The organism is Peribacillus sp. B2I2, assembly GCF_041261685.1.
Classification (GTDB): Bacteria; Bacillota; Bacilli; order Bacillales; family DSM-1321; genus Peribacillus.
On the sequence record NZ_JBGCCB010000001.1, the window covers coordinates 472,906 to 498,875 of the forward strand.

26 protein-coding genes, 2 pseudogenes, 1 riboswitch and 1 other annotated feature are annotated in these 25,970 nt (G+C 40.9%); of the genes and pseudogenes, 17 read left to right on the forward strand and 11 right to left on the reverse strand.

Translation table 11 applies throughout. From position 1 onward, the window contains the following. Positions 1–47 precede the first annotated feature (47 nt). From ABIE66_RS02350 to ABIE66_RS02365, 4 genes are read left to right on the forward strand one after another with little or no spacing between them, the layout of a single operon-like run. Entirely contained in the window at positions 48–770 is a 723-nt protein-coding gene (locus ABIE66_RS02350) for a ThuA domain-containing protein (RefSeq protein ID WP_289323536.1), read from the forward strand. 18 nt (positions 771–788) lie between these two features. After that, on the forward strand, positions 789–1,811 hold the full coding sequence (locus tag ABIE66_RS02355) for a Gfo/Idh/MocA family protein (protein WP_289333601.1): 1,023 nt from the start codon (positions 789–791) through the stop codon (positions 1,809–1,811). A 17-nt stretch (positions 1,812–1,828) separates the two neighbouring features. Further along, positions 1,829–2,869 carry a Gfo/Idh/MocA family protein gene (locus tag ABIE66_RS02360; protein ID WP_089362554.1) on the forward strand — a complete coding sequence of 347 codons (1,041 nt, stop codon included), beginning with the start codon at positions 1,829–1,831 and terminating at the stop codon, positions 2,867–2,869. Between the two features lie 21 nt (positions 2,870–2,890). Further along, positions 2,891–3,859: a sugar phosphate isomerase/epimerase family protein gene (locus tag ABIE66_RS02365; RefSeq protein WP_370013739.1), complete on the forward strand. Its 969-nt coding sequence runs from the start codon at positions 2,891–2,893 to the stop codon at positions 3,857–3,859. A 39-nt stretch (positions 3,860–3,898) separates the two neighbouring features. Here the strand turns inward: ABIE66_RS02365 and ABIE66_RS02370 are convergent, their stop codons facing one another. From ABIE66_RS02370 to brnQ, 8 genes are all read right to left on the reverse strand, one after another. Further along, on the reverse strand, positions 3,899–4,033 hold the full coding sequence (locus ABIE66_RS02370) for a hypothetical protein (protein ID WP_370013740.1): 135 nt from the start codon (positions 4,031–4,033) through the stop codon (positions 3,899–3,901). Then, positions 4,030–4,179, reverse strand: a complete 150-nt coding sequence (locus ABIE66_RS02375) for a hypothetical protein (RefSeq protein WP_370013741.1) — start codon at positions 4,177–4,179, stop codon at positions 4,030–4,032. Before ABIE66_RS02375 ends, ABIE66_RS02370 begins: the two co-directional genes overlap by 4 nt. Continuing rightward, on the reverse strand, positions 4,176–4,343 hold the full coding sequence (locus ABIE66_RS02380) for a hypothetical protein (RefSeq protein ID WP_370013742.1): 168 nt from the start codon (positions 4,341–4,343) through the stop codon (positions 4,176–4,178). Before ABIE66_RS02380 ends, ABIE66_RS02375 begins: the two co-directional genes overlap by 4 nt. After that, entirely contained in the window at positions 4,340–4,987 is a 648-nt protein-coding gene (locus ABIE66_RS02385) for a hypothetical protein (RefSeq protein WP_370013743.1), read from the reverse strand. The genes ABIE66_RS02380 and ABIE66_RS02385 overlap by 4 nt, the downstream gene beginning before the upstream one ends. Positions 4,988–5,066: 79 nt before the next feature. Next, positions 5,067–5,774, reverse strand: a complete 708-nt coding sequence (gene rluF, locus ABIE66_RS02390) for a 23S rRNA pseudouridine(2604) synthase RluF (RefSeq protein WP_289318161.1) — start codon at positions 5,772–5,774, stop codon at positions 5,067–5,069. Between the two features lie 115 nt (positions 5,775–5,889). Further along, positions 5,890–6,789, reverse strand: coding sequence for a DMT family transporter (locus ABIE66_RS02395; RefSeq protein ID WP_370013744.1), 900 nt, complete (start codon positions 6,787–6,789; stop codon positions 5,890–5,892). A 198-nt stretch (positions 6,790–6,987) separates the two neighbouring features. Next, positions 6,988–7,920 carry an aldo/keto reductase gene (locus ABIE66_RS02400; protein ID WP_370013745.1) on the reverse strand — a complete coding sequence of 311 codons (933 nt, stop codon included), beginning with the start codon at positions 7,918–7,920 and terminating at the stop codon, positions 6,988–6,990. 122 nt (positions 7,921–8,042) lie between these two features. Continuing rightward, entirely contained in the window at positions 8,043–9,374 is a 1,332-nt protein-coding gene (gene brnQ, locus ABIE66_RS02405) for a branched-chain amino acid transport system II carrier protein (RefSeq protein ID WP_370013746.1), read from the reverse strand. Positions 9,375–9,473: 99 nt separating this feature from the next. Beyond that, positions 9,474–9,722, reverse strand: a binding site (T-box leader). A gap of 210 nt (positions 9,723–9,932) precedes the next feature. Here brnQ and ABIE66_RS02410 point away from each other — a divergent pair. The 6 genes from ABIE66_RS02410 (at position 9,933) to ABIE66_RS02435 (ending at position 17,981) form a co-directional block, all read left to right on the forward strand. Next, positions 9,933–10,106, forward strand: coding sequence for a hypothetical protein (locus ABIE66_RS02410; RefSeq protein WP_164468807.1), 174 nt, complete (start codon positions 9,933–9,935; stop codon positions 10,104–10,106). Positions 10,107–10,607: 501 nt separating this feature from the next. Then, positions 10,608–13,349 (forward strand): GTPase domain-containing protein, encoded by a 2,742-nt coding sequence (locus ABIE66_RS02415; protein ID WP_370013747.1) that lies wholly within the window; start codon positions 10,608–10,610, stop codon positions 13,347–13,349. Between the two features lie 97 nt (positions 13,350–13,446). Continuing rightward, positions 13,447–13,552: riboswitch (SAM riboswitch) on the forward strand. A 118-nt stretch (positions 13,553–13,670) separates the two neighbouring features. Then, positions 13,671–14,783 carry a sugar ABC transporter substrate-binding protein gene (locus ABIE66_RS02420; protein WP_370013748.1) on the forward strand — a complete coding sequence of 371 codons (1,113 nt, stop codon included), beginning with the start codon at positions 13,671–13,673 and terminating at the stop codon, positions 14,781–14,783. Between the two features lie 56 nt (positions 14,784–14,839). After that, positions 14,840–16,342: a sugar ABC transporter ATP-binding protein gene (locus ABIE66_RS02425; RefSeq protein WP_370013749.1), complete on the forward strand. Its 1,503-nt coding sequence runs from the start codon at positions 14,840–14,842 to the stop codon at positions 16,340–16,342. A 1-nt stretch (position 16,343) separates the two neighbouring features. Then, positions 16,344–17,348: an ABC transporter permease gene (locus ABIE66_RS02430; protein ID WP_289323547.1), complete on the forward strand. Its 1,005-nt coding sequence runs from the start codon at positions 16,344–16,346 to the stop codon at positions 17,346–17,348. Between the two features lie 273 nt (positions 17,349–17,621). After that, a complete protein-coding gene (locus tag ABIE66_RS02435; protein WP_370013750.1) occupies positions 17,622–17,981 on the forward strand; it encodes a winged helix-turn-helix transcriptional regulator in 360 nt (119 codons plus the stop codon). Between the two features lie 71 nt (positions 17,982–18,052). Here ABIE66_RS02435 and ABIE66_RS02440 read toward each other — a convergent pair whose 3' ends face one another. After that, complete coding sequence (locus tag ABIE66_RS02440; protein WP_370013751.1) at positions 18,053–18,583, reverse strand: NAD(P)H-dependent oxidoreductase; 531 nt, start codon at positions 18,581–18,583, stop codon at positions 18,053–18,055. A 234-nt stretch (positions 18,584–18,817) separates the two neighbouring features. On the opposite strand from ABIE66_RS02440, the pseudogene ABIE66_RS02445 reads away from it, so the two are divergent. After that, positions 18,818–19,066: pseudogene (locus ABIE66_RS02445) on the forward strand (PadR family transcriptional regulator); the annotation flags it as partial. Continuing rightward, positions 19,053–19,421: pseudogene (locus ABIE66_RS02450) on the forward strand (ABC transporter permease); the annotation flags it as partial. The pseudogenes ABIE66_RS02445 and ABIE66_RS02450, both read left to right, overlap by 14 nt. Before the next feature lie 177 nt (positions 19,422–19,598). On the opposite strand, the gene ABIE66_RS02455 reads toward ABIE66_RS02450, so the two are convergent. Then, entirely contained in the window at positions 19,599–20,222 is a 624-nt protein-coding gene (locus ABIE66_RS02455; RefSeq protein WP_370013752.1) for a nitroreductase family protein, read from the reverse strand. Between the two features lie 125 nt (positions 20,223–20,347). Here ABIE66_RS02455 and ABIE66_RS02460 point away from each other — a divergent pair, with 125 nt between their 5' ends. From ABIE66_RS02460 to ABIE66_RS02470, 3 genes are all read left to right on the forward strand, one after another. Beyond that, entirely contained in the window at positions 20,348–20,698 is a 351-nt protein-coding gene (locus tag ABIE66_RS02460; protein WP_101224946.1) for a winged helix-turn-helix transcriptional regulator, read from the forward strand. Between the two features lie 320 nt (positions 20,699–21,018). Then, positions 21,019–22,002: a ketoacyl-ACP synthase III gene (locus ABIE66_RS02465; RefSeq protein WP_289323549.1), complete on the forward strand. Its 984-nt coding sequence runs from the start codon at positions 21,019–21,021 to the stop codon at positions 22,000–22,002. A 506-nt stretch (positions 22,003–22,508) separates the two neighbouring features. Beyond that, complete coding sequence (locus ABIE66_RS02470; protein WP_370013753.1) at positions 22,509–22,961, forward strand: helix-turn-helix domain-containing protein; 453 nt, start codon at positions 22,509–22,511, stop codon at positions 22,959–22,961. Between the two features lie 293 nt (positions 22,962–23,254). On the opposite strand, the gene ABIE66_RS02475 is transcribed toward ABIE66_RS02470, so the two are convergent. After that, the gene (locus ABIE66_RS02475; protein WP_370013754.1) at positions 23,255–23,620 is read right to left on the reverse strand and encodes a hydrolase; all 366 of its coding nucleotides are present in this window, start codon (positions 23,618–23,620) and stop codon (positions 23,255–23,257) included. Positions 23,621–23,800: 180 nt separating this feature from the next. Here ABIE66_RS02475 and ABIE66_RS02480 point away from each other — a divergent pair, with 180 nt between their 5' ends. Continuing rightward, a complete protein-coding gene (locus ABIE66_RS02480; protein WP_370013755.1) occupies positions 23,801–24,490 on the forward strand; it encodes a hypothetical protein in 690 nt (229 codons plus the stop codon). 196 nt (positions 24,491–24,686) lie between these two features. Beyond that, positions 24,687–25,922, forward strand: coding sequence for a S1C family serine protease (locus tag ABIE66_RS02485; protein ID WP_370013756.1), 1,236 nt, complete (start codon positions 24,687–24,689; stop codon positions 25,920–25,922). Positions 25,923–25,970 lie beyond the last annotated feature (48 nt).

Below are 25,970 nucleotides of genomic sequence, written 5' to 3' on the forward strand. Positions count from 1 at the left end.
ATGCAGAGCAAGTTGCCGACAAATTAATATGGAATGGAGGAGATTGTTTGAGAGTCCTAGTATGGAATGAGTTTCGCCACGAGAAAACAAAGCCTGAAGTAGCCGAAGTATATCCAGATGGAATCCACGGGGCAATTGCCAGCTTTTTGCAAAGTGAGCAGGTCGAGGTGAGAACGGCTACTCTCGATGAAGAAGAGCATGGATTAACCGAAGAAGCACTGAAACGAACCGATGTACTTCTATGGTGGGGGCATGTTGCACATGATGAAGTCCAGGATGAAATCATTGCGAGGGTTCACAAGCGAGTACTCGAGGGAATGGGTCTCATCGTCCTCCATTCCGGTCATTTCTCAAAAATCTTCAAACAATTAATGGGCACGACTTGCGATTTGAAATGGCGGGTGGCTGATGAAAGGGAACGGCTTTGGGTTGTCGACCCCAGTCATCCTATCGTTGATGGAATCGGAGAATATATAGAGCTTGAGAAGGAAGAGATGTACGGGGAACATTTTGATATTCCTGCACCAGATCAATTAATATTCGTCAGTTGGTTTGAAGGCGGGGAGATATTCAGAAGCGGTTGCACGTATCTGCGGGGAAAAGGGAAGATTTTCTATTTCCGACCAGGTCATGAAACATATCCGACCTACCATAATCCAGAGATTCAACGGGTAATTAAGAATGCAGTTGATTGGGTCAAGCCGGAATTTGGAATGGTAACGAACTATGGGAAAGCCGAACCGTTGGAATCCATCTCGACAAAGAGCTGAAGTGAAGGAGAGAACAGAATGGGTAAAGTGAAGGTAGGGGTCATTGGATGCGGGAGTATCGCAAAAAATAGGCATTTTCCGGAGTACGATGCACATCAGGAAACTGAAATCATTGCCGTTTGTGATATTGTGCCAGACCGGGCGAATGCAGCAGCACAAAGGTACGGCGCGCAAGCATATACTGATTATATAGAACTTTTGAAGAATGAGGAGATAGAAGCGATCAGTGTATGTACACCGAATTACCTGCATGCACGCATCACAGTTGCGGCCTTGGAAGCAGGTAAGCATGTCCTTTGTGAAAAACCGATGGCCACTTCTTTAAATGACGCTGAAGAAATGAATGAAGCAGCAGTTAAAAGCGGCAAAATACTAATGATTGGTCATAATCAGCGTTTTGTTCCCTCACATCAAAAAGCGAAACAGCTTATTGAGAGTGGTGAACTTGGAAAGGTCTATAGCTTCCGGACGGCTTTTGGACATTCCGGGCCAGAAACATGGAGCGTGGACGGACGGGAAAGCTGGTTTTTTAAAAAGGATCAGGCAGTCATTGGTGCAATGGGTGATTTAGGCGTTCATAAAGCTGATTTATTAAGGTATATCCTTGGAGAAGAATTTGTTGAAGTGGGAGCCTTTGTGGAGACGACTGCCAAGAAAAACACAGATGTTGATGACAGTGCTGCCTGTATCCTACGGACGGAGAGCGGTATCATCGGTACTCTTACCGCCAGCTGGTCTTATGCAAAAGAAGACAATGCGACGGTCATTTATGCGGAAAAAGCCGTGTTGCGTCTTGAAGACGATCCGAAATACTCACTGATCATCCATCATGATAATGGAAAGACAGAAACCATCCAATTGGGAAGCATCCAGACAAATGACTCTGAAGGACAGCATGATTCCGAAGTAATCAGCCACTTTGTAAAATGTGTGGTGGACAATGAGGAGCCTCTTGTCACAGGAGTAGAAGGATTAAAATCATTAAAAGTCATTCTTGGCGCGATGGAATCAAATGCATCCCGAAAAATCATCCGCTTATAAAGGGGTTAATAGTCATCATGTACAAATTAAAAATGGGTATTATCGGTGCTGGAGGAATTGCCCAAAAAAGGCATATCCCAGCTTTTCAAAAATTTCAAGATAAAGTAGTTTTATACGCCATTCAGGATATAGATGAAATGAAGGCGCGAGAAGTTGCACGTGAATTTCATATCGAGAAAGTTTTCACCAATTATGAAGAAATGTTTGCTGAAGTGGATGCTGTAACGATTGCAACGCCAAACAAGTTCCATGCGGAGATTTCCATTGCCGCTCTGCAAGCGGGTGTGCATGTGTTATGCGAAAAGCCAATGGCCATCACTACTGAGGAATGTAAGGCAATAACCGAGGCTGCAAACATATCGGGTAAAGTGTTATCGACAGCCTATCATTACCGCTTCATGAAGGAAGCCCAGGCTGCAAAGAAAATGATTCAGGCCGGTGAAATCGGTGAGCCTTATGTAGCGCGTGTACAGGCAATCAGACGCCGCAAAGTTCCTGGCTGGGGAGTGTTTACAAGCAAGGAATTGCAAGGCGGGGGAAGCGTAATCGACTACGGCTGCCATTTGCTTGATTTGGCTTTATGGCTGATGGATGACCCAGAACCGATTGAAATCGTAGGTTCGACATATAATTATGTCAGTAAGGGTGTCGATCAGGTCAATCTATGGGGGAACTTCGATGCCTCGGTATTTGAAGTGGATGATCATGCCACGGCATATATCAAATTTGCCAACGGAGCATCTTTATTATTCGAAACATCTTGGGCTGCGAATATCCGTGAAGAAGCAACTGTTTTGAGTTTATCCGGAACGCAGGGCGGACTTGATGTGTTCCCGCTAGTCTTGAATCAGGCTAAGCACGGTATGCTTTTGAATAGTGAGGCAGTATGGATGCCAGGGGAGGATACACCAGACCTGCAGCAGGCGGAAAACTTTATTGATAGCTGCCTAGGGTTGGTGGAACCATTGGTAAAACCATCGGAAGCCATGAAAGTTTCGAAAATAATCGAAGCCATTTATCAAAGCTCGGCAAGTGGGAAGGTCATGAGCATAAATTAAAGAAAAGGTGAGGTGGGGCTTGTGAAATTAGGGATTTTTACAGTGTTATTTGCTCAAAAATCATTCGAGGATATGCTTGATTATGTGGCAGATTCCGGTTTAAAAACAGTTGAAATCGGTACAGGCGGGTATCCAGGCAATATCCACTGTCCACTTGATGAACTGCTGGAAAGTGAAGAAAAGCGCCAAAAATACTTGGAATCCGTTCAAACAAGAGGATTGACGATCAGTGCATTCAGCTGCCACGGCAATCCAATCTCTCCAGATGAAGCATTCGCTAAAGAAAGTGATGAAACACTGATTAAAACAATCAAGCTTGCATCCTTAATGAACGTCCCGGTCGTCAATACCTTTTCTGGTACAGCCGGTGATCACGAAGGAGCTAAATATCCAAACTGGCCTGTCGCCCCATGGCCGAATGAATATACAGATGTGCTGAAATGGCAATGGGAAGAAAAATTGATTCCCTATTGGAAAAAAGTAGCTGCCATTGCCGATGAACACAATATAAAAATCGGACTTGAACTGCATGGGGGATTTCTCGTTCACACCCCCTACACCTTGTTAAAACTACGGGAAGCTACATCGGATGCAATAGGCGCCAACCTTGATCCAAGCCATCTTTGGTGGCAGGGCATCGAGCCAGTCGGTGCCATCAAAATCCTAGGAAAAGCGGGAGCAATCTACCACTTCCATGCAAAAGACACATACTTGGATCAGGATAACATCAATATGTATGGATTAACCGACATGCAGCCATATGGTAATGTCCAAAGCCGTGCCTGGAACTTTCGCTCTGTAGGATGCGGTCACAGCCTGCAAGAGTGGTCCGACATCATGAGCGCCCTTCGCACATACGGTTACGATTACGTCGTCAGCATCGAACACGAAGATCCGCTGATGTCTGTAGAAGAAGGATTTCAACGGGCGGTATCCAACCTTAAAACTGTTCTAATCAATGAAAGCCCGACTGATTTATGGTGGATATAATTTATAGCCGATAACGAGCAGCCTATAGCAGGTTGCTTTTTATTTTTGACCTAAAAAAGTAGAATTCACGAGTAAAAGAGTGAAACTCACGAGTAAAAGTGTGAAACTCACGAGTAAAAGCGTGGAATTCACGAGTAACAGCGCGAAATTCACGAGTAAAAGCGTAAAATTCACGAGTAAAAGCGCAGAATCACGAGTAACAGCGCGAAATTCATGAGTAAAAGCGTGGAATTCACGAGTAAAAGAGTGAAACTCACGAGTAAAAGTGTGAAACTCACGAGTAAAAGCGCAGAATTCACGAGTAAAAGCGTGAAACTCACGAGTAACAGCGCGGAATCATGAGAAAAAGCGCGAAATTCATGAGAAAAAGCGCGGAAATCACGAGAAAAAGCGTGAAATTCACGAGTAAAGTGGAATTCACGAGAAAAAGCGTGGAATTCACGAGAAAAAGCGCAGAATTCACGAGTAAAAGCGCAGAATTCACGAGTAACAGCGCAGAATCACGAGAAAAAGCGTGAAATTCACGAGTAAAGTGGAATTCACGAGAAAAAGCGTGGAATTCACGAGTAAAGTGGAATTCACGAGTAAAAGCGCAAAATTCACGAGTAAAAGCGCAGAATTCACAAGTAAAAGCGTGGAATTCACGAGTAACAGCGCAGAATTCACGAGTAAAAGCGCAAAACTCACGAGTGAAAGCATGGAATTCACGAGTAAAAGAGTGAAACTCACGAGTAAAAGCGCGAAATTCACGAGTAAAAGCGCAAAACTCACGAGTGAAAGCATGGAATTCACGAGTAAAAGCGTGAAACTCACGAGTAAAAGCATGGAATCATGAGAAAAAGCGCAAAACTCACGAGTGGAAAGCATAGAATTCACGAGTAAAAGCGCGGAAATCACGAGAAAAAGCATGGAATTCACGAGAAAAAGCGCAGAATTCACGAGTAAAAGCGCAAAACTCACGAGTAAAAGCGCGGAAATCACGAGAAAAAGCGCAGAATTCACAAGTAAAAGCGCAAAATTCACGAGTAAAAGCGCAGAATTCACGAGTAAAAGCGCAAAACTCACGAGTGAAAGCATGGAATTCACGAGTAAAAGCGCAAAACTCACGAGTGAAAGCATGGAATTCACGAGTTAGTGAAAATTATTGCTGAAAACTCTTCTAAAATAAAAAAATGATGCCCCCGGAATTCTGGGGGCATCTCAATTATCATCTCTGCCTTGGAGTATAATCCAATTCCTTAAATAGTTCTGTCAATTCATCCTCGGTCAGGTCACGCCATTGTCCTAGCGCCAGTCCGTCCAAATGGATGTTCATGATCCGGATTCGATGTAAATCACGGACTTCATAGCCTAGTGCTGAGCACATACGGCGGATTTGTCTGTTCAGTCCTTGCATCAAAGTGATGTTGAATGTATATTTGGTCAACTGCTCAACCTTACAAGGAAGTGTTTTCGTATCCAAAATCTCCACGCCGGATGACATATCTTGAATGAAGGAAGCGGTAAGAGGTTTATCCACGGTTACGATATATTCTTTTTCATGTTTGTTTTCTGCACGAAGGATTTCGTTTACAATGTCTCCGTCATTTGTAAGCAGGATCAGACCGCTTGAGTCTTTGTCCAGCCGTCCGATATGAAAAATGCGAAGCGGATGATTTACAAAATCAACAATATTTCCTTTAATGTGTTTTTCCGTCGTACTTGTAATCCCTATCGGTTTATTCAGTGCAATATAGACATTTTGCTGTTCCACTTTAATGGGCTTGCCATCTACACGAACATCATCGCCGGGTTCAGCTTGACTGCCAAGCTCAGCAACAGTGCCATTAATCGTCACGCGGCCCTCGGCTATCCATTTATCTGCGCCTCGTCTCGAGGTAATTCCGGATTCACTGATATATTTATTGATCCTCAACTAAAGCACACCTTTACATTCAGATTTTCTTCTTTAAAGGATAACGTAAATCATGCTGCGTAGACAAGGGGAAAAGACAAGAAAGTGTTCGTTGATTTGGATTTCTGGACATTTTTTACATGTGCCTTGTGACAGCGGCCGGATATTCCTTTTTCTTTTTACTTGTCAGGTAGACACCAATGAAGACAAGGAGGCCACCCAGGAGTTGGACGATAGTAATCGGTTGCCCTAAAATCAGGCTAAGAATGGCGGTAAAAACAGCAATCAGATTTAAATAAATTCCAGCCTGGCTGACATTGATATGGCGAAGGGAAATATTCCAGAAAATAAAGGAGCCGACAGATGGGAAGATTCCAATGTATATGAGTCCCGTGATTGCTTTTCTGCTTAAATCAAGGTTCAATCCTGAGCCAATGGCAAACGGAGCGACGAGAATCAATCCGAGAAGTACGGAAACGGCAGTTGCTGAGATGATCGGAATGTTTTTCAGTCTTTTACCGATTATCGAATAGAAGGTCCAAACGATAATCGCCAGGATCATCAATAGGTCGCCTTTATTAAAAGTGAGATGGGAAATATCCAGAAGGTGTCCCTTTGTTAAGACCAATAAAACGCCGAATAAAGAAATGATAAGTCCGAGTGCATGGTGGGATGAAATTTTCTCCTTCAACAGCAAAGCCGAAAAAAGAACAATTATGGCAGGGTTAATTGAATTGACAAGAGCTGCATTCATGGAAGTTGTATAGGTAAGAGCCCAATAAAGGAAAAAATTATAACTGATGATACCGAGCACACCCATGACTAATAGTAATTTCCAGGCCTTCCATACACTCTTCCATTTTGGCTTTTCAATCCATTGTGCTAGAGGAAATAATAAGAAAACGGCAATTAGCCAACGCGTAAATGTTAGTTGGATCGGGGAAAGTTCGGTAACAACGTATTTACCGAAAATGTAATTACCGGCCCAGAATAAATTTGCTAAGAAAAGAAATGAAATGACAACGTATTTTTTCATCAGGCAGCCTCTCCTAAAATGATGGAATATTCACTAAATATAGCAAAGTAGAAGACTCTAAGCAATATATAAGGAAAACGTAATGGGCCTAGGGGTATCAGTCTTTATGCATGATAACCAAGAAAGGATTAAACCACAGAGCAGGAAAAATGAAGAAAGGCCGTTCAACTTGAGCTGAACAGCCTTTTCTTATTTATATTAAACGAAAATGGCACTGATTTCGGCGATTTCATCCATGGTTAGACTGACATCCAATGCTTGTAAGTTGCGTGAGACCTGTTCTGGCTTTTTCGCTCCGGGAATCAGGACATCTATCGAGTGGCGAGTTAAATACCAAGCTAGTACCACATCGGCGACATCGGCATGCTTCCTGTTGGCGATCGCCCGTACTTCTTCCACTTTTTGCAGATTGCTTACAAAGGCTTGTCCTTGGAAAAGCGGACTTTTTGCCCGGCCGTCCTCGAATGTTGATTCCTGATTATATTTGCCGCCTAGTAGACCGGAAGCAAGGGGGAAATAAGGAATGAAGGAGATATTATTCTCGGCCGTATAGGGCAGTAAGTCTTGTTCCGCCTCCCGTTTGAATAGATTGTACTCGGATTGCAGGACATCGACATAGCCGTCTTTATTCGCTTCTTTCAATTGTTCGAATGAAAAGTTCGAAACACCGATGGACTTGATTTTGCCTGCGTCCTTCAATTCCTTTAAGGCACCTACTGCTTCATCTTTAGGAGTACCTTCATCAGGGAAATGGATATAATATAAGTCGATGTAATCTGTTTGGAGCCTTTTTAGACTCGAGTCCACGGCATTTTTCAGAAAAGCCGGGGAGTTATCAAAGACGATATTGCCATCGACAAACTTATGTGCCCCCTTAGTGGCAAGGACTATATCCTCGCGTTTGCGGGTCTCTTTAAGGATTTCACCGATAAGTTCTTCTGAACGCTCAGGACCGTAAATGTAAGCTGTATCCCAAAAGTTAATTCCCTCTTCCAATGCCGTTCTCAAAACATCCCTTCCTGTATCCTCGCTTAGATTAGGGAATAGGTTATGTCCGCCAATGGCATTTGTGCCAAGGCCAATCGGATTTACATACAGATCTGTTTTACCAATACGGGTTTGTTTAGACATATTACTTATCATCTCCTTTATCCCATCATAACAAAAAGTGGATGTCGGTTTCCAAGATAATGCAATGCAGGGCGTCCCAAAAATAAGCAGATGATCTGTAAAATCATCTGCTTCCTTCATTATTATAATGTTTCGATTTCCAACTCCTCAGCTGGAGCTGTCTGTCCGGTTTGACTGAGCAAAAGGCCAAGGGCAGTACCGGCGAGAGCAGGGATGATCCATTCCATACCGTAGGCAGAAAGGGGAAGGACATCACTCAATGTTTGCACGGGTCCTAATTGTAACCCGAATGCATTCAGTCCATCTATCAAGGCGAAAACTCCTGTGAAAGTCATTGCACTACGATATACTTTCTTCGGGTTTTTGAAATGACGGCTGAAGAATGTCAGGGCAATCAGGACGATCGTTAACGGATAAGCCATCACAAGGAATGGAACCGATACTTTCAAAATTTGATTCAGCCCCATGTTAGAAAGGATGAAACCGACGATTGTTACGATCAGGATGACGGTTTTGTAGTTCAGCTTGGGAAAAAGTTTCGAGAAATACTGTCCGCAAGCAGTCGTCAATCCGACGACGGTGGTGAAACATGCTAAAGTGAAAATGATGCCAAGAAGGACCTTCCCGCCAGTTCCAAGTAAAAGGGTGGATGCGACAGTAAGGATATCCGTTCCGTTTTCGAATGATCCATCCGCTGCCATGCGTGCTCCCATTACACCTAAGGAGATATAGACTAAAGAAAGCAATACACCGGCGATGAGTCCCGCTTTTACTGTATATCTCGTCAATTGTTTTCGTTCGGAAATCCCTCTTTGTTGGATTGAAGTAAGGATGACGATCCCAAAAGCCAGGGCAGCTAGAGCATCCATCGTGTTGTAGCCTTCAATGAACCCTTTTGAAAATGCTCCTGCTGCATATGCTTCTGTTGGGGCTTGGAATGGAGCATCAAGCTTTACGAACCCGACTACACAGAGAATGACCATGGACAAAAGTAGAACAGGTGTAATCCAGCGTCCCATGAAGGTTTCCATTTTTTCTGGATTCAATGAAATGGCATAAACGATGATGAAAAATAGGGTTGTGAATATGAATAGGAATAGTGATTGATTCATTGAGTCGCCAAGATATGGCTTGAAGCCCATTTCATAGGCAACATTCGCATTCCGTGGAATGGCTAGAAAAGGCCCGATGCTTAAATAAATGACTACCATGAACAACGTGCTGAATAGAGGATGTACACGTGCCCCGATAGTTTGTGCCCCTCCTTTAACAAGTGAGACGGCCAGAAGTACCAATATTGGCAGTCCGACTCCGGTAACGACAAAGCCGGCAATGGCTGGCCAGAAAGAAGTTCCCGAAGATGCACCTAAAAATGGGGGGAATATAAGATTCCCCGCTCCGAAGAACATTGAGAAAAGCATAAGGCCGATAAATAATGTGTCTGTTTTTTTCATGGTGATTTCTCCTTTTTTTAAAAATGATGACTTCCGCCGACTGGCCTGAAAAAGGCTATTTTAAGTGTTTTGTGCAAATAAAAAAACTCGCCCCTGAAAATCAGGGACGAGTTTGTGCTCGCGTTACCACCCATATTCCGCACTTCATTAAGAAGCTGCGGCACTCAGTCAACGTACGAATTCATACGTGATCCATTGTAACGGCGGAAACCCGTCAAAGCCTACTGCATTTTCAGCTTTGCATCTCAGAGATGATTTTCGGATAGGCCTTGGACATCGACTTCCACCACATGTCGACTCTCTGTGGAACAGGGTTCTCATCTTACTCTTTCTCTTCATAGATTTTATAATATAAAGATAATTTAGCAAATTCTGATTATGAAGTCAATATAATTTATCATCATTTCGTTATTTAAGGAGCAGGAAATTAGTCCCTCGTTGGCGAAACTTCCTTTATTCAGAGGTATTTTTTGCAAAAAGAATCGGATATAACTCCCTATTATCTTTCTAACCGCAACTATATTATAATAGAAGCAGAACACTAAAGGAGACAACATTATGTCTGAAAATAAAAAGTTAAGCCTGGCGGATGCAGTCAAACAAAAATTGGCTCAAAAGCAAGCAGGTTCAAGTAAAGATAAACTGGAAACCGGCGTTGTGAAGAAAACGAAACAGCTTAAAAGCCAGTTGACCAAAAAGCCGAATAACCAACGTAAGCGTACAGGGGTATAATCCTAATTTGTCAAAGGACAACGACTGTTCGGAGCTTATCAGAGAGCAGTTACCTTTCATGAATGAAGGTACTGCTTTTTTATATGAACGTTCAAATGGGATTTTAGTAATGAGCGAAAGGTTCTAGTGTGACTTCGTGTATTTACCATTTATTAGGTAGTTCGAAGGCTGGACTCCTGGTAATTCAGTGGTAAAAAGAATGTTTCGCCCACTTCTTCAAAAGTCGGTAAAGCTAAAAAAACATTTTTTCTCGAATATGGGAATGACATCTCTGTATCTGTTTATTAAAATCATTACAGTTCCACTTGTTTCTGTTTTAAAATTGTAAGAGTGGTGACATGTTGTTACCATATTGTTTTGTTAAAATAATATTTTAAGGTTTTGTAAATAATTTTCTTAACTAAAGGAACCTATAAAATTGCATGGAAGGTCTTCTGGAAGGCTTATCAAATCGGTGATTATCCTTTAATTGAAAATATGAAATATATCGGGGGAATAAAGATGGACGAACGGCTGATCGGGAAAAAATATTATGAAATGATGATTGAGGATACAAGGAAGCATCCCATTCAAGCTTTGGGTGAAATGTTTCTCGTGGAACAAAAAAAGGAAAGGGCGGATTTAACCGCAATTCGCTTTGCTCAAGGTGAAGTATACTTTCAGCACCATGACTATGAGGCCGCCATTTTCAAATGGGAAAACATAGAAGGTGAGCTTGGTTCATGGGCGAAGAAAAACATCGCCGATGCTTATTTTGAACTGGAAATGTATTCAACCGCGGAGGATATTTATAAATCCGTCGATACGAATGAAGCGGTTTTGAAAACGGAGGTTCTATTGCAACTGTTTTCCCTGTACATAGTGGAATCTAGAAATGATTTGGCTTCCAAAGTCGTGAAAGAAGCAGTCGAGTTTCAACCTGACTACCCGAATGTCACGGAAATAGCACGCGCCTTTTTTGAAGAACAAAAGGATTGGAACGGTGCAGTGGTATTAGCGGCAAATGAAAGTATCCGGACAGAATCAATGGGCTGGTTCGATGTGCTTAAAACGTATATCCAGCAGGGTGTTGCCCAATCGATGGATCCGGATTATTTTTCAACTGTCCTTGGTTCGCTATACACACTGGACCAGGATCGTTTCGAAAAAGTGACGGTTGCACTTTGGAAAAATTATAAATATACGGATTCTTATTTTGAATGGCTAAGAGTGATTAATAACTTGATAGATACCATCGAATTAAACCAAGGGGATGTATGGGATGAGCTTTCCGTCTATTACAGGGATGCATATGCAGGTCTATTAGAAGGAACGCACCTAATCAAAGATTTAAGCCCCGTCGTGCCAAGGTTGCTGGAAAACTGGCTGAAAATCGCAGATGGGGAGCTTTCGCTGTTTGCAGCGGCATCCGCGTTGTCCTGGAATGAAATCTTCCCGGATACGATTAATGCGCTTGTCATTCAGGATGCAGAAAGCCTGTTGGCAAAATCGCCTAAATTGGGAGGCGGACTGGAAGCGGGAGAGAAACTGTTCAATTCCATTATCCAATGGGCTGAAGAGAATGATTTAAGGGTTGGCAATAAGCTTAAATGGATGGTCGAAGGGCTTAAGGATACTAATAATTTCAATCTTCTTCTTGTGGGAAGTACAGGAAATGGCAAGACATCCTTCATTCAGTCAATTGTTGGCGAGAGCATTGCTGCCGAAGATCATTCATCCCTAGTCAGTGTCAAAGACGGGGATGATTTGGAAATCCTAGAGATTACAGATACAGATAGCAAAGTGGTCATGGAGCTGGCTGAATTGGATGAAACACGCCGTCAGCGAGGGACTATTGTCGATGTGACGATTATCAGTGACTACCTTAGAAATAATGGTCTGCGATTATTGGATACACCGGGGTTCAATGGGGAGAAAAGCGTGGAATCCGATTTCCAAGGCTATTTACATGGCAGTGATGGCCTGATGTTCGTTCTTGATGCCCGGGCGCCTTTCACCGGCAGTGAACGAGATCTATTATTGGAAATTCAAATGATGGCTCCGAAACTGCCTATCCATTTCTTATTGAATAAAATGGATACGATATATAGTGATCAAGTCGCAGTCCGGATGGAAGACGAAACATGGGATAAAGTGAATGCATATTTTCCGAATGCAAAAGTATTCGCTTTCTCCAAACTTTATGACAGCAAGCAGCAGTTGAAGGACCTTTCAGCATTCCTTCAATCGAATTATCAAGATGATAATTGGAAAGAAAGAAGATCTGAAAAAATCCTAGCGTTCATTCGTAAAACTTTATCTTATCTGTTAGAAAAACGGGCAGCCAATGAACGGAAATGCGAGCATTCCATCTCTTGGAATGAACAGATGGAGGTTAAACTGAATGGAGCGGTCAATCAACTGGCTGATTTGGAAAAAGAAAAAAGTGAAAATATCATAAGGTCTTATAGTTCGCTTAAGGATGAAGTGAAAAATCAGCTTTCTTCTAAAATTCCTGAATTGCTGAGGGATTGCTCTAAATCGTTAACGGAAAGCAGTGATTTCAGTCAGGTCCATGTACAGTTAAACCAGGAAATGAATGAGCGGATTCAAGCATTCATTTCTGACAAGATCATGCCTCAATATTACCGTTCTCTTCAAGATTGGATTGCCAGTTCCCAAATGGAGTTCTCACAAAGCCAGCAGTTTATGGATGAAATGAGTGCCGGGTTCAATGAATTATACAAAGAAGAACGGATCACGCTGGCAGGTGACTTTAGGGTATTGGATGACTGGCGCCGTGATGCCGACCGGATGACAAGCAGTATCCGCATCGAAAACGTTAATATCCTTTTGCGCAGAACTCCATCACAATTGCTGCTTAAAGGAGCAGGGAAGCTGTTTGGGGCGATACCGCAAAATAAAGCCAATATGTACAATCGTTATAAGAAATACCTGGAAAGTGAAGATTACCTAGATGTTGCCGAAATGATCACGGAACGTTTCCTTACCCAATTTGGATTGTTTGAAAAATCTTTGGATCGGGACATCTCACTTTTCTATCGCAGTTCCTTTGCGTTACTTCAAAAAACGATAGAGCAAACGCAGACAGAAATCAAAGACTACCAGGCTGCATTGGAGCATATGAAAGAAAATCCGGAAGTTTACCGTGACCCGATCACTTTGTTCGAAGTGAAATTACGTCAGTTGGAGAGACTTGAAAAAATCGAGAAAAAGCGTCTAGCCCAGCTGCAAAGAAAATGAAAAATAACGGGGAACATTTCAAATATTCGAAAAACTATTGACTTTACGACTATATCCCTATAAAGTGATAATTACGAAAAACGTAACACAATATATTCTCTTATCAAGAGTGGCGGAGGGACTGGCCCTAAGATGCCCAGCAACCGTTCCATTAGGAATTGGTGCTAAATCCTGCAAAACAGAAATGTTTTGACAGATAAGAGAGGGATAAGTCTGCAAAACAGCTGATTAAACCTCTCTATATTAATAGAGAGGTTTTTATTTTGGGACTTACACCAACTTAACTGATAAGACTAATAAGAAAATGTGGAGGGGAACAAGATGAGAAGGTCTATTAAAGGGATATTCATTTCAGCCATCGCTTCGGCTTTGCTTTTAACGGGTTGCTCTACAGGGCAGAGTTCCACAGAATCGAAGAAAGAAGAAAAAGTATCATTTGAAAATGTCCCGGAAATATTTGCTAATGGGGAAGGAGCCAAAATCAAAGTGATCCGTAAAATTGGCGGTGATGATCATACGGCCCAATACTTAGCAGGAGCGAAGGAAGAAGGAGAAGCACTGGGGTTTCAAGTGGATACATATACAGCCAATGGTGATACGGCTAAATTTCATGATGCGATCGCACAGGCTTTGCAGGAAGATTATGACGGCTATATCATCTCCCATGGTGATGATGCAGCAACAGTGAATGACGTTCAAAAGTTGGTTGATGCAGGCAAAAGCGTTGTTACATTCGATTCAATAAGCGATCTAACTAAAATAGAAGGCGTAACATTAACATCACAGGATGATGAAGCGTTGGCAACACTGGCTCTTGATAAACTGATAGAAGAAAAGAAAGGTGAAGCGGCAATTGCGTATCTTTGGGTGGATGGTTTCCCTCCAATGGTGAGAAGAAATGCTGTTTATCAGGAGAAATTAAAAGAAAACCCTGGAATTAAAGAAGTCGAAAGATTCGGAGTGGCGTCTGCAGATACTTCGGTTCAAACACAAAATGCTGTAGCCGCAATGCTGAATAAATATCCTAAAGGTAAATTGGATGCAATTTTCGCAACATGGGATGCCTTCGCTATCGGTGCCGCCCGGGCAATTAAAGAAGCGGGACGCGATGAAGTGAAGATATACGGAATAGATGTGTCGAATGCAGACCTTCAGGAAATTAAATCAGCTGGAAGCTCATGGTCCTACACGGCAGCAGTCGATCCCAAGTTGATCGGTGCAGTGAATATGAGGATATTGGCGAAAAAATTAGCGGGCGAAGAAACGCCGCAAACCTATGACTTAGAGGCTTCACTTATTTCACAAAAGGAAATCCAAGCTTCAAAAGAAGCGGTAAATATGGCAAATCTGTCTGGTATTGTCGAAGGATGGGGTGTATCAGCGGAATTTGAAGAAGATTGGATGAAAGTTTTGAAAGATCATTATAAAAAGTAAAAGGGGACACTCTCTTTCCAGTGAAGGGAGTGTCTGTTCAATAAGGGGGAATGGACATGGGCACGCAACTAGAAATGAAGAAAATCTCGATTGAATTTCCGGGGGTGAAGGCGCTTAGTGAAGTTGATTTTTCTGTACAATCAGGGAAAGCCCACGCATTGGTCGGTGCTAATGGAGCAGGGAAATCGACGTTAATGAAAGTTTTATCGGGAGCCCATGTTCATTATTCAGGTGACATATTCATTGATGGGGTGAAGCAGGATATCCGCTCACCAAAAGAGGCGCAGGAACAAGGCATTCAAATTGTTTATCAGGAAGTGGATACGGCCCTCATCCCTTATTTAACCGTTGGGGAAAATGTGATGTTGAATGATATGGTCCAAAACATGGGAAAAAAACAGATGGTCCAATGGAAAGAGCTGCACAATAAAGCTTCTCGTATTCTTGAAGAGATGAAAATTCGTGTCCCTTCGAACAAGCTGGTAAGAGATCTTACCTTGGCTGAAAAACAGATGGTCCTGATAGCAAGAGCCGTTTCGACAGAATGCAAATTCCTGATTCTCGACGAACCAACTGCTCCGTTAAGTCATACGGAGACGACAGAGCTTTTTCGAATTGTAAATGAATTGAAGCAAAAAAGCGTGGGAATCATTTTCATTTCACATCGTCTGCCCGAGATTTTTGAAATATGTGAGGAAATTACGGTCATGAGGAATGGGGAGCGTGTCACTTGTCGAAAAATGGAAGACATCACCCGTAACGAAGTGGTAGAGAATATGCTCGGGAAAACCATGGAGGAACAGTTCCCTGAAGTGAATTCTTCGATTGGCGACGTTATTCTTGAAGTGAAGGGATTGTCAGATGCAGAGAAAGTTAAAAATGTTAGTCTCCATATTAAAGCAGGAGAGATAATAGGCTTGGCGGGGTTGGTCGGGGCTGGGAAAACGGAGCTGTGTAAAACCCTTTTCGGTCATACTTCGATCACAGCGGGTGAGGTCATCCTGAATGGCCGAAAGCTTTCTTTGAAATCACCGCACCATGCTGTAAAAAGCGGCATGGCACTTGTACCTGAGGAACGCAGGAAAGAAGGGATCCTTGTTCAGGAATCGGTCGCGGCGAACTTGACTGCAGCCAGTATCGGTAAATTCTGCAGAACATTCGGTTTCGTGGATCGTAAGGCGGAAAAGGAAAAGGCGAAAGAAATGATCGCCAGTATCGGAATTAAAACTCCTTCCGGGGAAGTGAAAGTCGAAAACCTTTCAGGTGGTAACCAGCAAAAGGTTGCCATTGGAAAATGGCTTATTGCCGATGCGGATGTATACATATTCGATGAACCGACGAAAGGGGTCGATGTTGGAGCCAAGAAGGATATTTTCGAATTGATTGCTAAGCTTGCGAGGAATGGAAAAGCGATCATTTATGCCTCATCCGAGCTTTCCGAAATCATTGGCATTACCAACCGGACATATGTGTTATATGACGGGAGCACTGTCATCGAATTCGAAACGAACAAAACGAATGAAGAAGAACTACTATTCTATTCAACAGGAGGAAAATAGGATGAGCGTACCCATTCCTGTTACACAGACAGTGAAAGCAAAGAAAAAGGTGGAGCTATTCGACTTTTTCTATAAATACGGCACAATATTGACGATTATCATTCTGATTGGAATTTTTGCCGTGTCCAATCCATCTTTCATTCAAACTACTAATCTGATCAACATCCTGCGTTCCATTTCAATCGTGACCATCATTGCGATCGGCATTACGATATCCCTTACGGTGGATGGCTTCGACCTTTCCGTCGGTTCCGTCGCATCATTGGCCAATGCCATCGTCATATCAATGTTTGTCTGGTTTTCGCAGGATACATTTATCGCCATATTAGCTGCGATCGGTGCCTCACTTGTCGTAGGGGCTTTAAATTCGTTCATGATCGTTAAATTGAGAATTCCCGACATGCTGATGACATTGGCCACCATGTTCATTATCCAGGGAATTGCCCTTACCTATACAAAAGGGGCCACGGTTTCGCAAAATATGGTCATGCCCGATGGGACCTTCGCAACAGGTCTGATCAGCCCCCTTTTCGCCAAAATTGGCCAGGTACCATGGATAATCCTGATCATGGCAACCATTGTGATAGCGACCCATATCTTTTTGACTTATACGAAGCATGGTCGTTATATGTACATTATTGGCGGAAATAAGGAAGCGGCAAGACTTTCCGGTATATCGGTTAATAAATACAAAGTTCTTGCCTATCTGCTTTCGGCTTTATTAGCTGCAATTGGGGGGATTGTCCTTGCTTCAAGGGTCATGACATCGGAAATCAATTCAGGGTCCCCTTATTTAATGGATGCCGTTGCAGCAGCCTTCATTGGTTCCTCCGTTTTAGGAGCGGGAAAACCGAATGCCTTTGGAACCTTCGTCGGTGCAGTCCTGATCGGAATCCTACAAAATGGGCTGATCATGATGTCCGTTCCGTATTATGCGATGGATATCGTCAAAGGAACAGTGCTGGCCCTTGCGCTCGCTGTAACTTATTACAAACAAAAACACTAAAATGAATCCGTTACGATACTATACAGAAAACCAAAATTATGAAAAAAATCCTGTTGGATATGCAACAGGATTTTTCCTTTTAAAAAAGGGACGGGTTATGGATATAAATTATCTCCATTTTTAATTAATAATATTTATTAACGCTAATATGGGGTAGCCACGATAGCGAAATTTTAGAGGAAACTTACTTTACCTTTCAATAAAATGGATAATGATCTATTGTAAAGTATGAACATTCAAATCCTATACTTAACCAAAGGAGAGTATAAACTTATGCGCGAAACCTGTGTTCCGACTGGCGTGAAACCAAATGACACTGGCTTTGGATATACGTTGTCCTTAATAGGCGGTAAATATAAAATGATCATTATGTATTGGCTGTCTGAAAATAAGGTTATGCGGCATAATCAGCTGAAGCGGAGTATCGGCACCATTTCCTTTAAAACGCTAAGCATCATGTTAAAGGAGCTGGAGGCAGACGGTCTTATCATACGCAAGGAATTTCCCCAAATACCTCCAAAAGTAGAATATTCATTATCTGAACGTGGTCTATCTCTCATTCCATTGTTAAATATGATGTGCGAGTGGGGAGAGAAAAACAGTTTGCTAGCTCAGGAGATTGTACGGCCGTAGGTGTAGCTATTTTGATAAATCAAAAGAAGTATTTCCCTAATAAGGAAATACTTCTTTAATGAAACTGCCTATTAAAGATTGTCGACAAAATTCAAATAATCTTGTGCGCTATTTTCCAATTCGCTTGCGGACGGTTCATTTTCAGCACCATAAAACGCAAAGAATGAACGATAATCTGCATTGCAGTATAGGAAGGTAGTTTCAAAGGGAGATAATAAATGTTCAAGAGTATAGCGATATCTTCCTTCTTCACTATAATCCTCTTTGTTAATACCGGCAGATACAGCTAAAGCAGCTTTGCGATTCTTTAGTTTATCGCCTCCATTTGAACCATAAGCCCAACCATAAGTAAAAACATCGTCAAGCCATCTTTTTAGGAGAGGCGGACAATTAAACCAATAAAAAGGGAACTGTAAAACAAGATTACTATGCGATTCGATTAATTGCTGTTCTTTTTCCACATTAATGTTCCCGTCAGGGTAAACCGTATTCAATTCGTGTACTGTATACTTCTCCGGATATTTCCTTAGCGCTTCTACCCATCGCTTATTTATGACGGATGTTTCTAGACTTGGGTGTGATACGATAACAAGAGTTTTCAAAGATTTCTCCTCCTTAATTTTTATTTATTTTAAGTATAAAGTGCACTCAGCAAGTACGTAAGTATGCACTTTTAGTATAGGTACTTACCTAAAGGAGAGTGTTAAATCAGGTATAACTAAAAAAACGGTTAGTTGAATTTGTAATATTTTATTAAATGAATACCTTGCATTATAAAGTAATATAAAATATATTAATTCCAATATGCGGAAAAACAGGATATTAATATGGAAGTCTTAAAAGAAATTGTTCGTGAAAAGAGTGATGACCAATTTGAATTAAAAGAAGGTACACTCTATCTGTCTTTAAAGAGATTAGAAAAGAATGAATGGATTTCTTCTTACTGGGGGGATGAGCAAGGACCAGGAGAAAGAAGAAAATATTACAGACTTACATCAGTGGGTGAAGAAGGATTTAAACAAAAGCGCCTGGAATGGGAATTTGTAAGAGATGTGATTGATTCCTTTTTAGATTGGGGGAAATAAGGAAGCGGCGAGACTTTCCGGGATATCGGTTAATAAATACAAAATCCTTGCCTATCTGCTTTCGGCTCTATTTGCTGCAATCGGGGGGATTGTCCTTGCTTCAAGGGTCATGACATCGGAAATCAATTCAGGGTCCCCTTATTTAATGGATGCCGTCGCGGCAGCCTTCATTGGTTCCTCCGTTTTAGGAGCGGGAAAACCGAATGCCTTTGGAACCTTCGTCGGAGCAGTCCTGATCGGAATCCTACAAAATGGGCTGATCATGATGTCCGTTCCGTATTATGCGATGGATATCGTCAAAGGAACAGTGCTGGCCCTTGCGCTCGCTGTAACTTATTACAAACAAAAACACTAAAATGAATCCGTTACGTTACTATGACTATATGATAAGTCTGCATGTGGATGATATAAGAGGCTGGTAACTCGTGGTGAGTTTTAACGAAAGAATAAGAAGATAGGGGAGAGGGTTCTTTTTAACCCTCTTTCCACACTAATTTCCAATATCCAAATTTTAAAAAAGTAATAACACTCACTATATTTTGTTTTTATAAATGACTTTGTTAACATCGTGCCTTACTGTTTTGTGACCTTCTTTAATTCCTTTCCCCATGGCAATAAGCATAACATCTAAATACCTATCAGAAATTTTTAAGGCTGACTTTAATTGTTCGGAATCATACCCGGACATTGTAATGGTTTCAAGACCTGCCTCGTTCGCCAATAAAACTAACGACATTGACGCCAGGCTTGCGTCTCTTATTAATTCAACCTTTAAATCTTCTTTTGATTTATTTAGATAATAATTGATTGCCGCGTTTGTTAGATAATCTCTTACTGATGCGTCAAAATAACCTTTTTGAAACTCATCCTCATGTATCATTATGATATTTTCTTTTTCAAATGCTTGATAATCACCTAGTATAACAATCAGTACTGAGGCTTCAATTACCTGTTGCTGATTAAAAGCAATGGGCAGTAACAAATTCCTTAAATATGGTTCATCTATAACCAGGTATCGTGTTGCTTGAATGTTGTTTCCGTTAGGCGATTTACTGGCTCCTTCAATCAATGTGGCCACCCGTTCGGGACTAATTTTATAATCGGGATCATACTGCCTTACGGAACGTCTTTTTTCTATAATCTCTCTTACACTCATCGTGTTCACTCCCAATGTTATATTTGCTTCATAATCAGAGTATAATGGACCCATGATGTAGAAGAAAATAACGCACAATAAAGTGGCATAGCCACCTTTATGTGCCTATTCAGGAGGAATGAGGAATGAAGAGTTTAAATACTGGAATAAATATTTTCATGAATACTGTAGGAGGAAAGTGGAAATGTTTAATCCTCTTTTTTCTGAGTCAAAAACCAATGAGGACAAAAGAGTTTTATATTCTAATACCGGCCATTACCCAGAAAGTTTTAACCGACCAATTAAAGCAGTTGGAAAGAGATGGGCTTGTCCGAAGAGAAGTATATAAAGTAGTACCACCAAAAGTAGAATACAGTTTAACTGAGTTGGGTCAATCCTTTGTACCTGTATTAAATACAATGTGTGAATGGGGCACTACATATGCAGTCGAACAAAATCTCGAAAGACAAGAACAAATCTGTCGTCATCATAAATAAGTAAGAGCTGCATCCACTGGGAGTATGGCCTTTTTGACAAGTTCAGTGATGCAAGCAGAATTCATTCAAGCTATCAATATAATTGTAAGAAATACGTTATTAGAGGGAATGTCTTGAAGATGACTTTTGGCAGTCTCTCTAGAGATTGTAAGAAACTAATAGATTCTTTACTTTAAAGTAGTTGCTTTGCCCCGCACTTTTTCCTATGGGTTTAAATGTAACGGTTAGTTGCATTAGATTTTTTTTGCTTTATAATTAGTACCAGGTGTTAATATCAAGTTATAAAATGATGCAATTCATACACACGAGGTGGCTATTCTATGTTCAAATCCAAAGCACGTATTACTGCGATAGGTTCGTATGTTCCTGAAAAAAGGTTAACAAATAAAGACTTAGAAAAAACGGTTGAAACCAATGATGAATGGATTGTTAAACGTACTGGTATTAAAGAACGAAGAATTGCACATGAAGAAGAGTTTGCTAGTGATATAAGTTATAAAGCTGTAAAGGATTTAATGGAACGGTATGATAAATCTGTCGAAGATGTTGATATGATCATTGTCTGTACCTTTACACCTGATTTCAACACGCCAAGTGTAGCTTCTTTAGTCCAAGCAAAGCTAGGTATTAAGAATACTGGAGCTATTGATTTAAATGCTGCTTGTGCAGGATTTACTTATGGGTTGCATGTAGCTAATGGATTAGTAACATCTGGTTTAAACAAGAAAGTTCTTGTTATTGGAGCTGATACTTTATCTAAAATTATGGACTATGAAGATCGAGCCACTTGTATTTTATTTGGAGATGGTGGAGGAGCAGTTCTTGTAGAATATGATGAACAGCAACCAAGTTTCATTTCTTCACATTTATATTCGGAAGGAGAAGGCGGAAAAAATTTATATAGTACAAACCTATCGACACGTATAAATGGTGAAGACTTGAATAATAGTGGTAACCTTGTACAAAATGGACGTGAAGTTTATAAATGGGCTGTTACTACTGTTCCAAAAGGTATGCAAACAGTGATGAAAAATACTGAATTTCAATTGAATGATGTTGATTGGTTTGTTCCGCATAGTGCAAATTTAAGAATGATTGAGTCGATATGTGAAAGAAGCGGCTTTCCTATTGAGCGTACTTTATATAGCTTAGTGGAGTATGGAAATACTTCTTCAGCAACAATACCATTAGCTTTAGATATTGGAATAAGAGAAGGGAAGCTCCGTAATGGTGAGAAGGTTTTATTATATGGTTTCGGTGGTGGTTTAGCACAAGCAGGATTGCTTATCGATTGGACGCTATAACTCAGCAAGACCTCCATTTTAATTTTAGGAGAATTATGATGGTGTAAAACTTGAGGTGATTCCCATGAGGAAATGGCTTCTTTTATAAAAACCGTTTGCGTTTTCTATAGTGTTATTAAATTCAATTTGTAGTTTTATGATTACCATAATTTTAAAAAAAGACTTGGTTGTACTCCATGATTTTTATCATTTATATGGGATGAAATCAATTGGAACGTTTTTTAAAAGAAAAAAAGCAAACTGCTTCTTCTAATTTGCCTTCTGTCTGTGAGTGGCTGCACTTTTTGTTATTTCCAAAGTCGCCACCACTTTCGTGTTAACTGGCGAAATTTTTTTTGAAAATTTTAACTTTCTACAGCAGTTCCCTAAAATTCAACGGATTCCCTTGATAGATCAAGGTTTTCTACGTTGTCACTCATAAGTTGCATAGTAATGCGCTTATTACTATCTTTACTTTGCATAATTCCTCTCACAATACTAGGACTAGGAAAGGCGATGAACTCATTATGATTTTTAGCGAACGATTAAAAAAAGAACGTGAAAAAAGAAATTGGTCACAAAATGATCTTGCAGAGAAGATTCATGTGAGTCGCCAATCTGTGTCCAAATGGGAAACGGGAAAAAATCATCCAAGTATTGAAGTACTCATTAATTTAAGTGATTTATTTCAAATTACGGTAGATGAATTATTAAGGAGTGACGAGGAATTGAAAGAAAAAATAATACGTGAAAGTAAGCAGTTGGCATTTCCCAAAAGGAAAATGTTTTTTGATATCGTGTTATTAATAGGAGCATTTTTGTTAGTGTCTAAATTAATTATTTTTGGCCTTAACAAATTTGTTGGCACAGATATTACAGTTTTAAAAAGTATGCCAGTTGTATTTAGGTTTTTACCATTTGCATTGATGGTCATTGGTGGTATTGGTTCAGATTATTTGAAAGATAAATATGTAGATTAAAAATAACTCTACCTAAAATAGCGATAATTGTAATTTCCTTTAAAGGAAATGCCCTTACAAACTTTAGGGATACCAGAGGAAAGAGATTGATCATTTTATAAAAACTGTACATTAAATCACAAAAAAAGAATCCATCTTTTTTCAAAATGGATTCTTTTTATTTTTCCTTATATAGGGAGAGGGAAATCTTTTGAGCAAACTTAGTTTCAATGCCAGAGGTATAGCCCGATATCTCCTTTAGGAGTCTTATCTTAAAGAAACAGTACCTTTGAATTTTAGGTTCTGTTCATTTTCTATTTGAACTTTTGCACTTCTTCATTTCCCTCGAATTTGTTGTCTTTCAAAATGCCGATTTCTTCAATATGGTTTCGCGCCGTTTCATCGCCAAATTTATAAATGAGGGCATAAAGCTTTTTCATGGCTGCATCGTATTTATCATTTGCCCGGTCATGATGATAGAGAAGGTATGGCACATGTGAACGGGCGTATGCCTCCAGGTCATCTGTCCGGTGTTCCTCCAAGCATTGTTTCAATTCTGCAAGTTCCTCATCAGTTGCGTGTACAGTGAAGCTCGGGTTCTCTTCAAGTTTTTGTCCGAGTACATCTCCGCTGACCAAATCGACATGATAGGTCTGTTTTTCCTGCATCATTCTGCTCATCATCCTTTCAAGCGTTTATCTATTCTGTACCACTATTTGTAAAAATTTAATCATCAATATAAACATTTCCTTAATGAAAAAGATAGGAAATAGAGGTATCGGATTTCTTATCGAATGGTATAAGATGAATTTACAGAATAATATGGAAAATCAAGGGGTGATATAGTGAAGAGGTCAATCATGGTTATTTTTTTGGTGTTGATTGCTTCAGGCTGCGTAACAAGGAATTATGATTCCAATATGGATTTAGGGAAAAGTCAGTTGAATGAGGAAAATTATTTAGAAGCCCACGAGGCATTTGAATTAGCTTATAAAGAAGCAAATACACCGGAAGCAAGGGAGTTAATGGATCTTTCAGGTTTTCTGGCGAATGGAATGAAGAAATACGACGAACAGGATTTTGATTTGGCCAAAAGAGATTTTGAAGAAGCAACCGCATATAAAGCAAAATACCGGGAAGGTAAACTAATGGTTTCTAAGGCGGTGGAAATGCAACCGGTATCAAACTCCGCCACGATAGAAGCAGTAGAGGGAAATGACGAGGCGGAGCCGGCGGAGGAAGCAACCGTGGACGGAACCAATGGATCGAAAGTAGGAGATGAGGCGGCAACGGATACAATAGGCAAAGAAGAGAGCAAGGCCTCGGTTAGTACATTAAGTAAATCTCAGGCAGAGAAGCTAGTTAAGGATTATGTGGACATGGAAAACTTTCCTGATTTAGATATCGAATATGATCATGATGCCGAAAAGGGAGATTACATTTTTCATGTTTTCGAGGTGGATGAACCTAGTCAGGAAAGTGGCCACAAAACCACTTGGGGCTGGTATGGCGTGAATAAGAAGACTAAAGAAGTTTATGAAGTCTTGTAAGGATAACTGTATGGTCGAATTGAAGGCCCCTGTTGAGGCCTTTTTATTTTGCAGGCGGCAAGATACAGGATTCGATAAAATTTTATAATTTTTTTAAAAATGTCGCCCTATTCTTTATTTCTTAAGAATTTTTTAATATTTCCTGTTTATGATTGAGTCAAGTAAAGGATAAAGGACAATCATAGGAGGGATAAAGATGGAAAATTATAATGGTGATGAGCAAGTCAGAGTGAAGGCAGAACGGAAAAAGGGTAAGTCTCTTTGGCTAACTAGCCTTGTTTCCGGAACGGTTGCTGCTATGGTTACATCGTCTGTATTTCTATTTGGCGGGGACTTTATAGATCAAGGGAATAGTTCAGTGAATGAGTCAACCAAAACGGCAGGTGTACAGCAAACGGAAAGTGTTGAAAAGGATAAAAGTGTCACGGCGGAAAAGTTATCGACAAGTACGGATTCAAATGATAGGGCAGAGATGGTCGAATCAGCATCCAAATCGATAGTCGGGGTCGTGAATTTACAGGAGATGCAAAACCAGTACCCGTACCAGCAGCAAAGCACGGAGAGCGAAACGGTTGAAAGCGGCACCGGCTCAGGGGTCATCTATAAAAAAGCTGATGGGAAAGCCTATATCATCACGAACAATCATGTTATTGAAGGAGCTAAGGAAGTCGAAATTTCATTGTATGATGGACAAAAGGCAACGGCGACGGTTGTCGGGGCTGATGCTTTGACTGATTTAGCGGTTTTGACAATTGATGCCTCGAAAGCACCTGAGGGAATTAAATTCGGGAATTCCGATAGCATGCGTCCAGGAGAAGAAGTATTGGCAATTGGCAACCCACTTGGACTTGATTTTTCACGATCGGTTACACAAGGGATCGTCAGTGCGACCGGACGCTCCATTTCAGTCGATACCTCGGACGGGGAGTGGGAACTTGATGTCCTTCAAACAGATGCAGCGATCAATCCCGGCAATAGCGGGGGTGCATTGATCAACACCGCTGGGGAAGTGATCGGCATAAACAGTTTGAAGATTTCCGAAAACGGTGTGGAAGGCTTAGGGTTTGCCATACCAAGTAATGATGTGATTCCGATTGTTACGGAGCTGATTGAAAATGGAAAAATCAAGCGCCCATATTTAGGAGTCAGCTTGGCCAGTATGGAAGAACTGCCGCAATATTACATCCAAAATGTTCCAGAAGTCGTAAAGTCCGGCGTAATGGTGACGAGTATAGAGGCGGGATCGGCTGCGGCGAATGGAGGGCTTAAGCAACAGGATATCATTGTGGAGATTGATGGAACGAAAATAAAAACGTCAGCAGAATTAAGGAAAATTTTATACACAGATAAGAAAATCGGCGATAAAGTAAAGGTTAAAGTCTATCGGGGGACTGAAGAGAAAACGGTAACGATAACCTTGCAAAACTCATAGATAGAAGGAAGGCCTCTGATTGATCATCAGGGGTCTTTTATTTGAAAA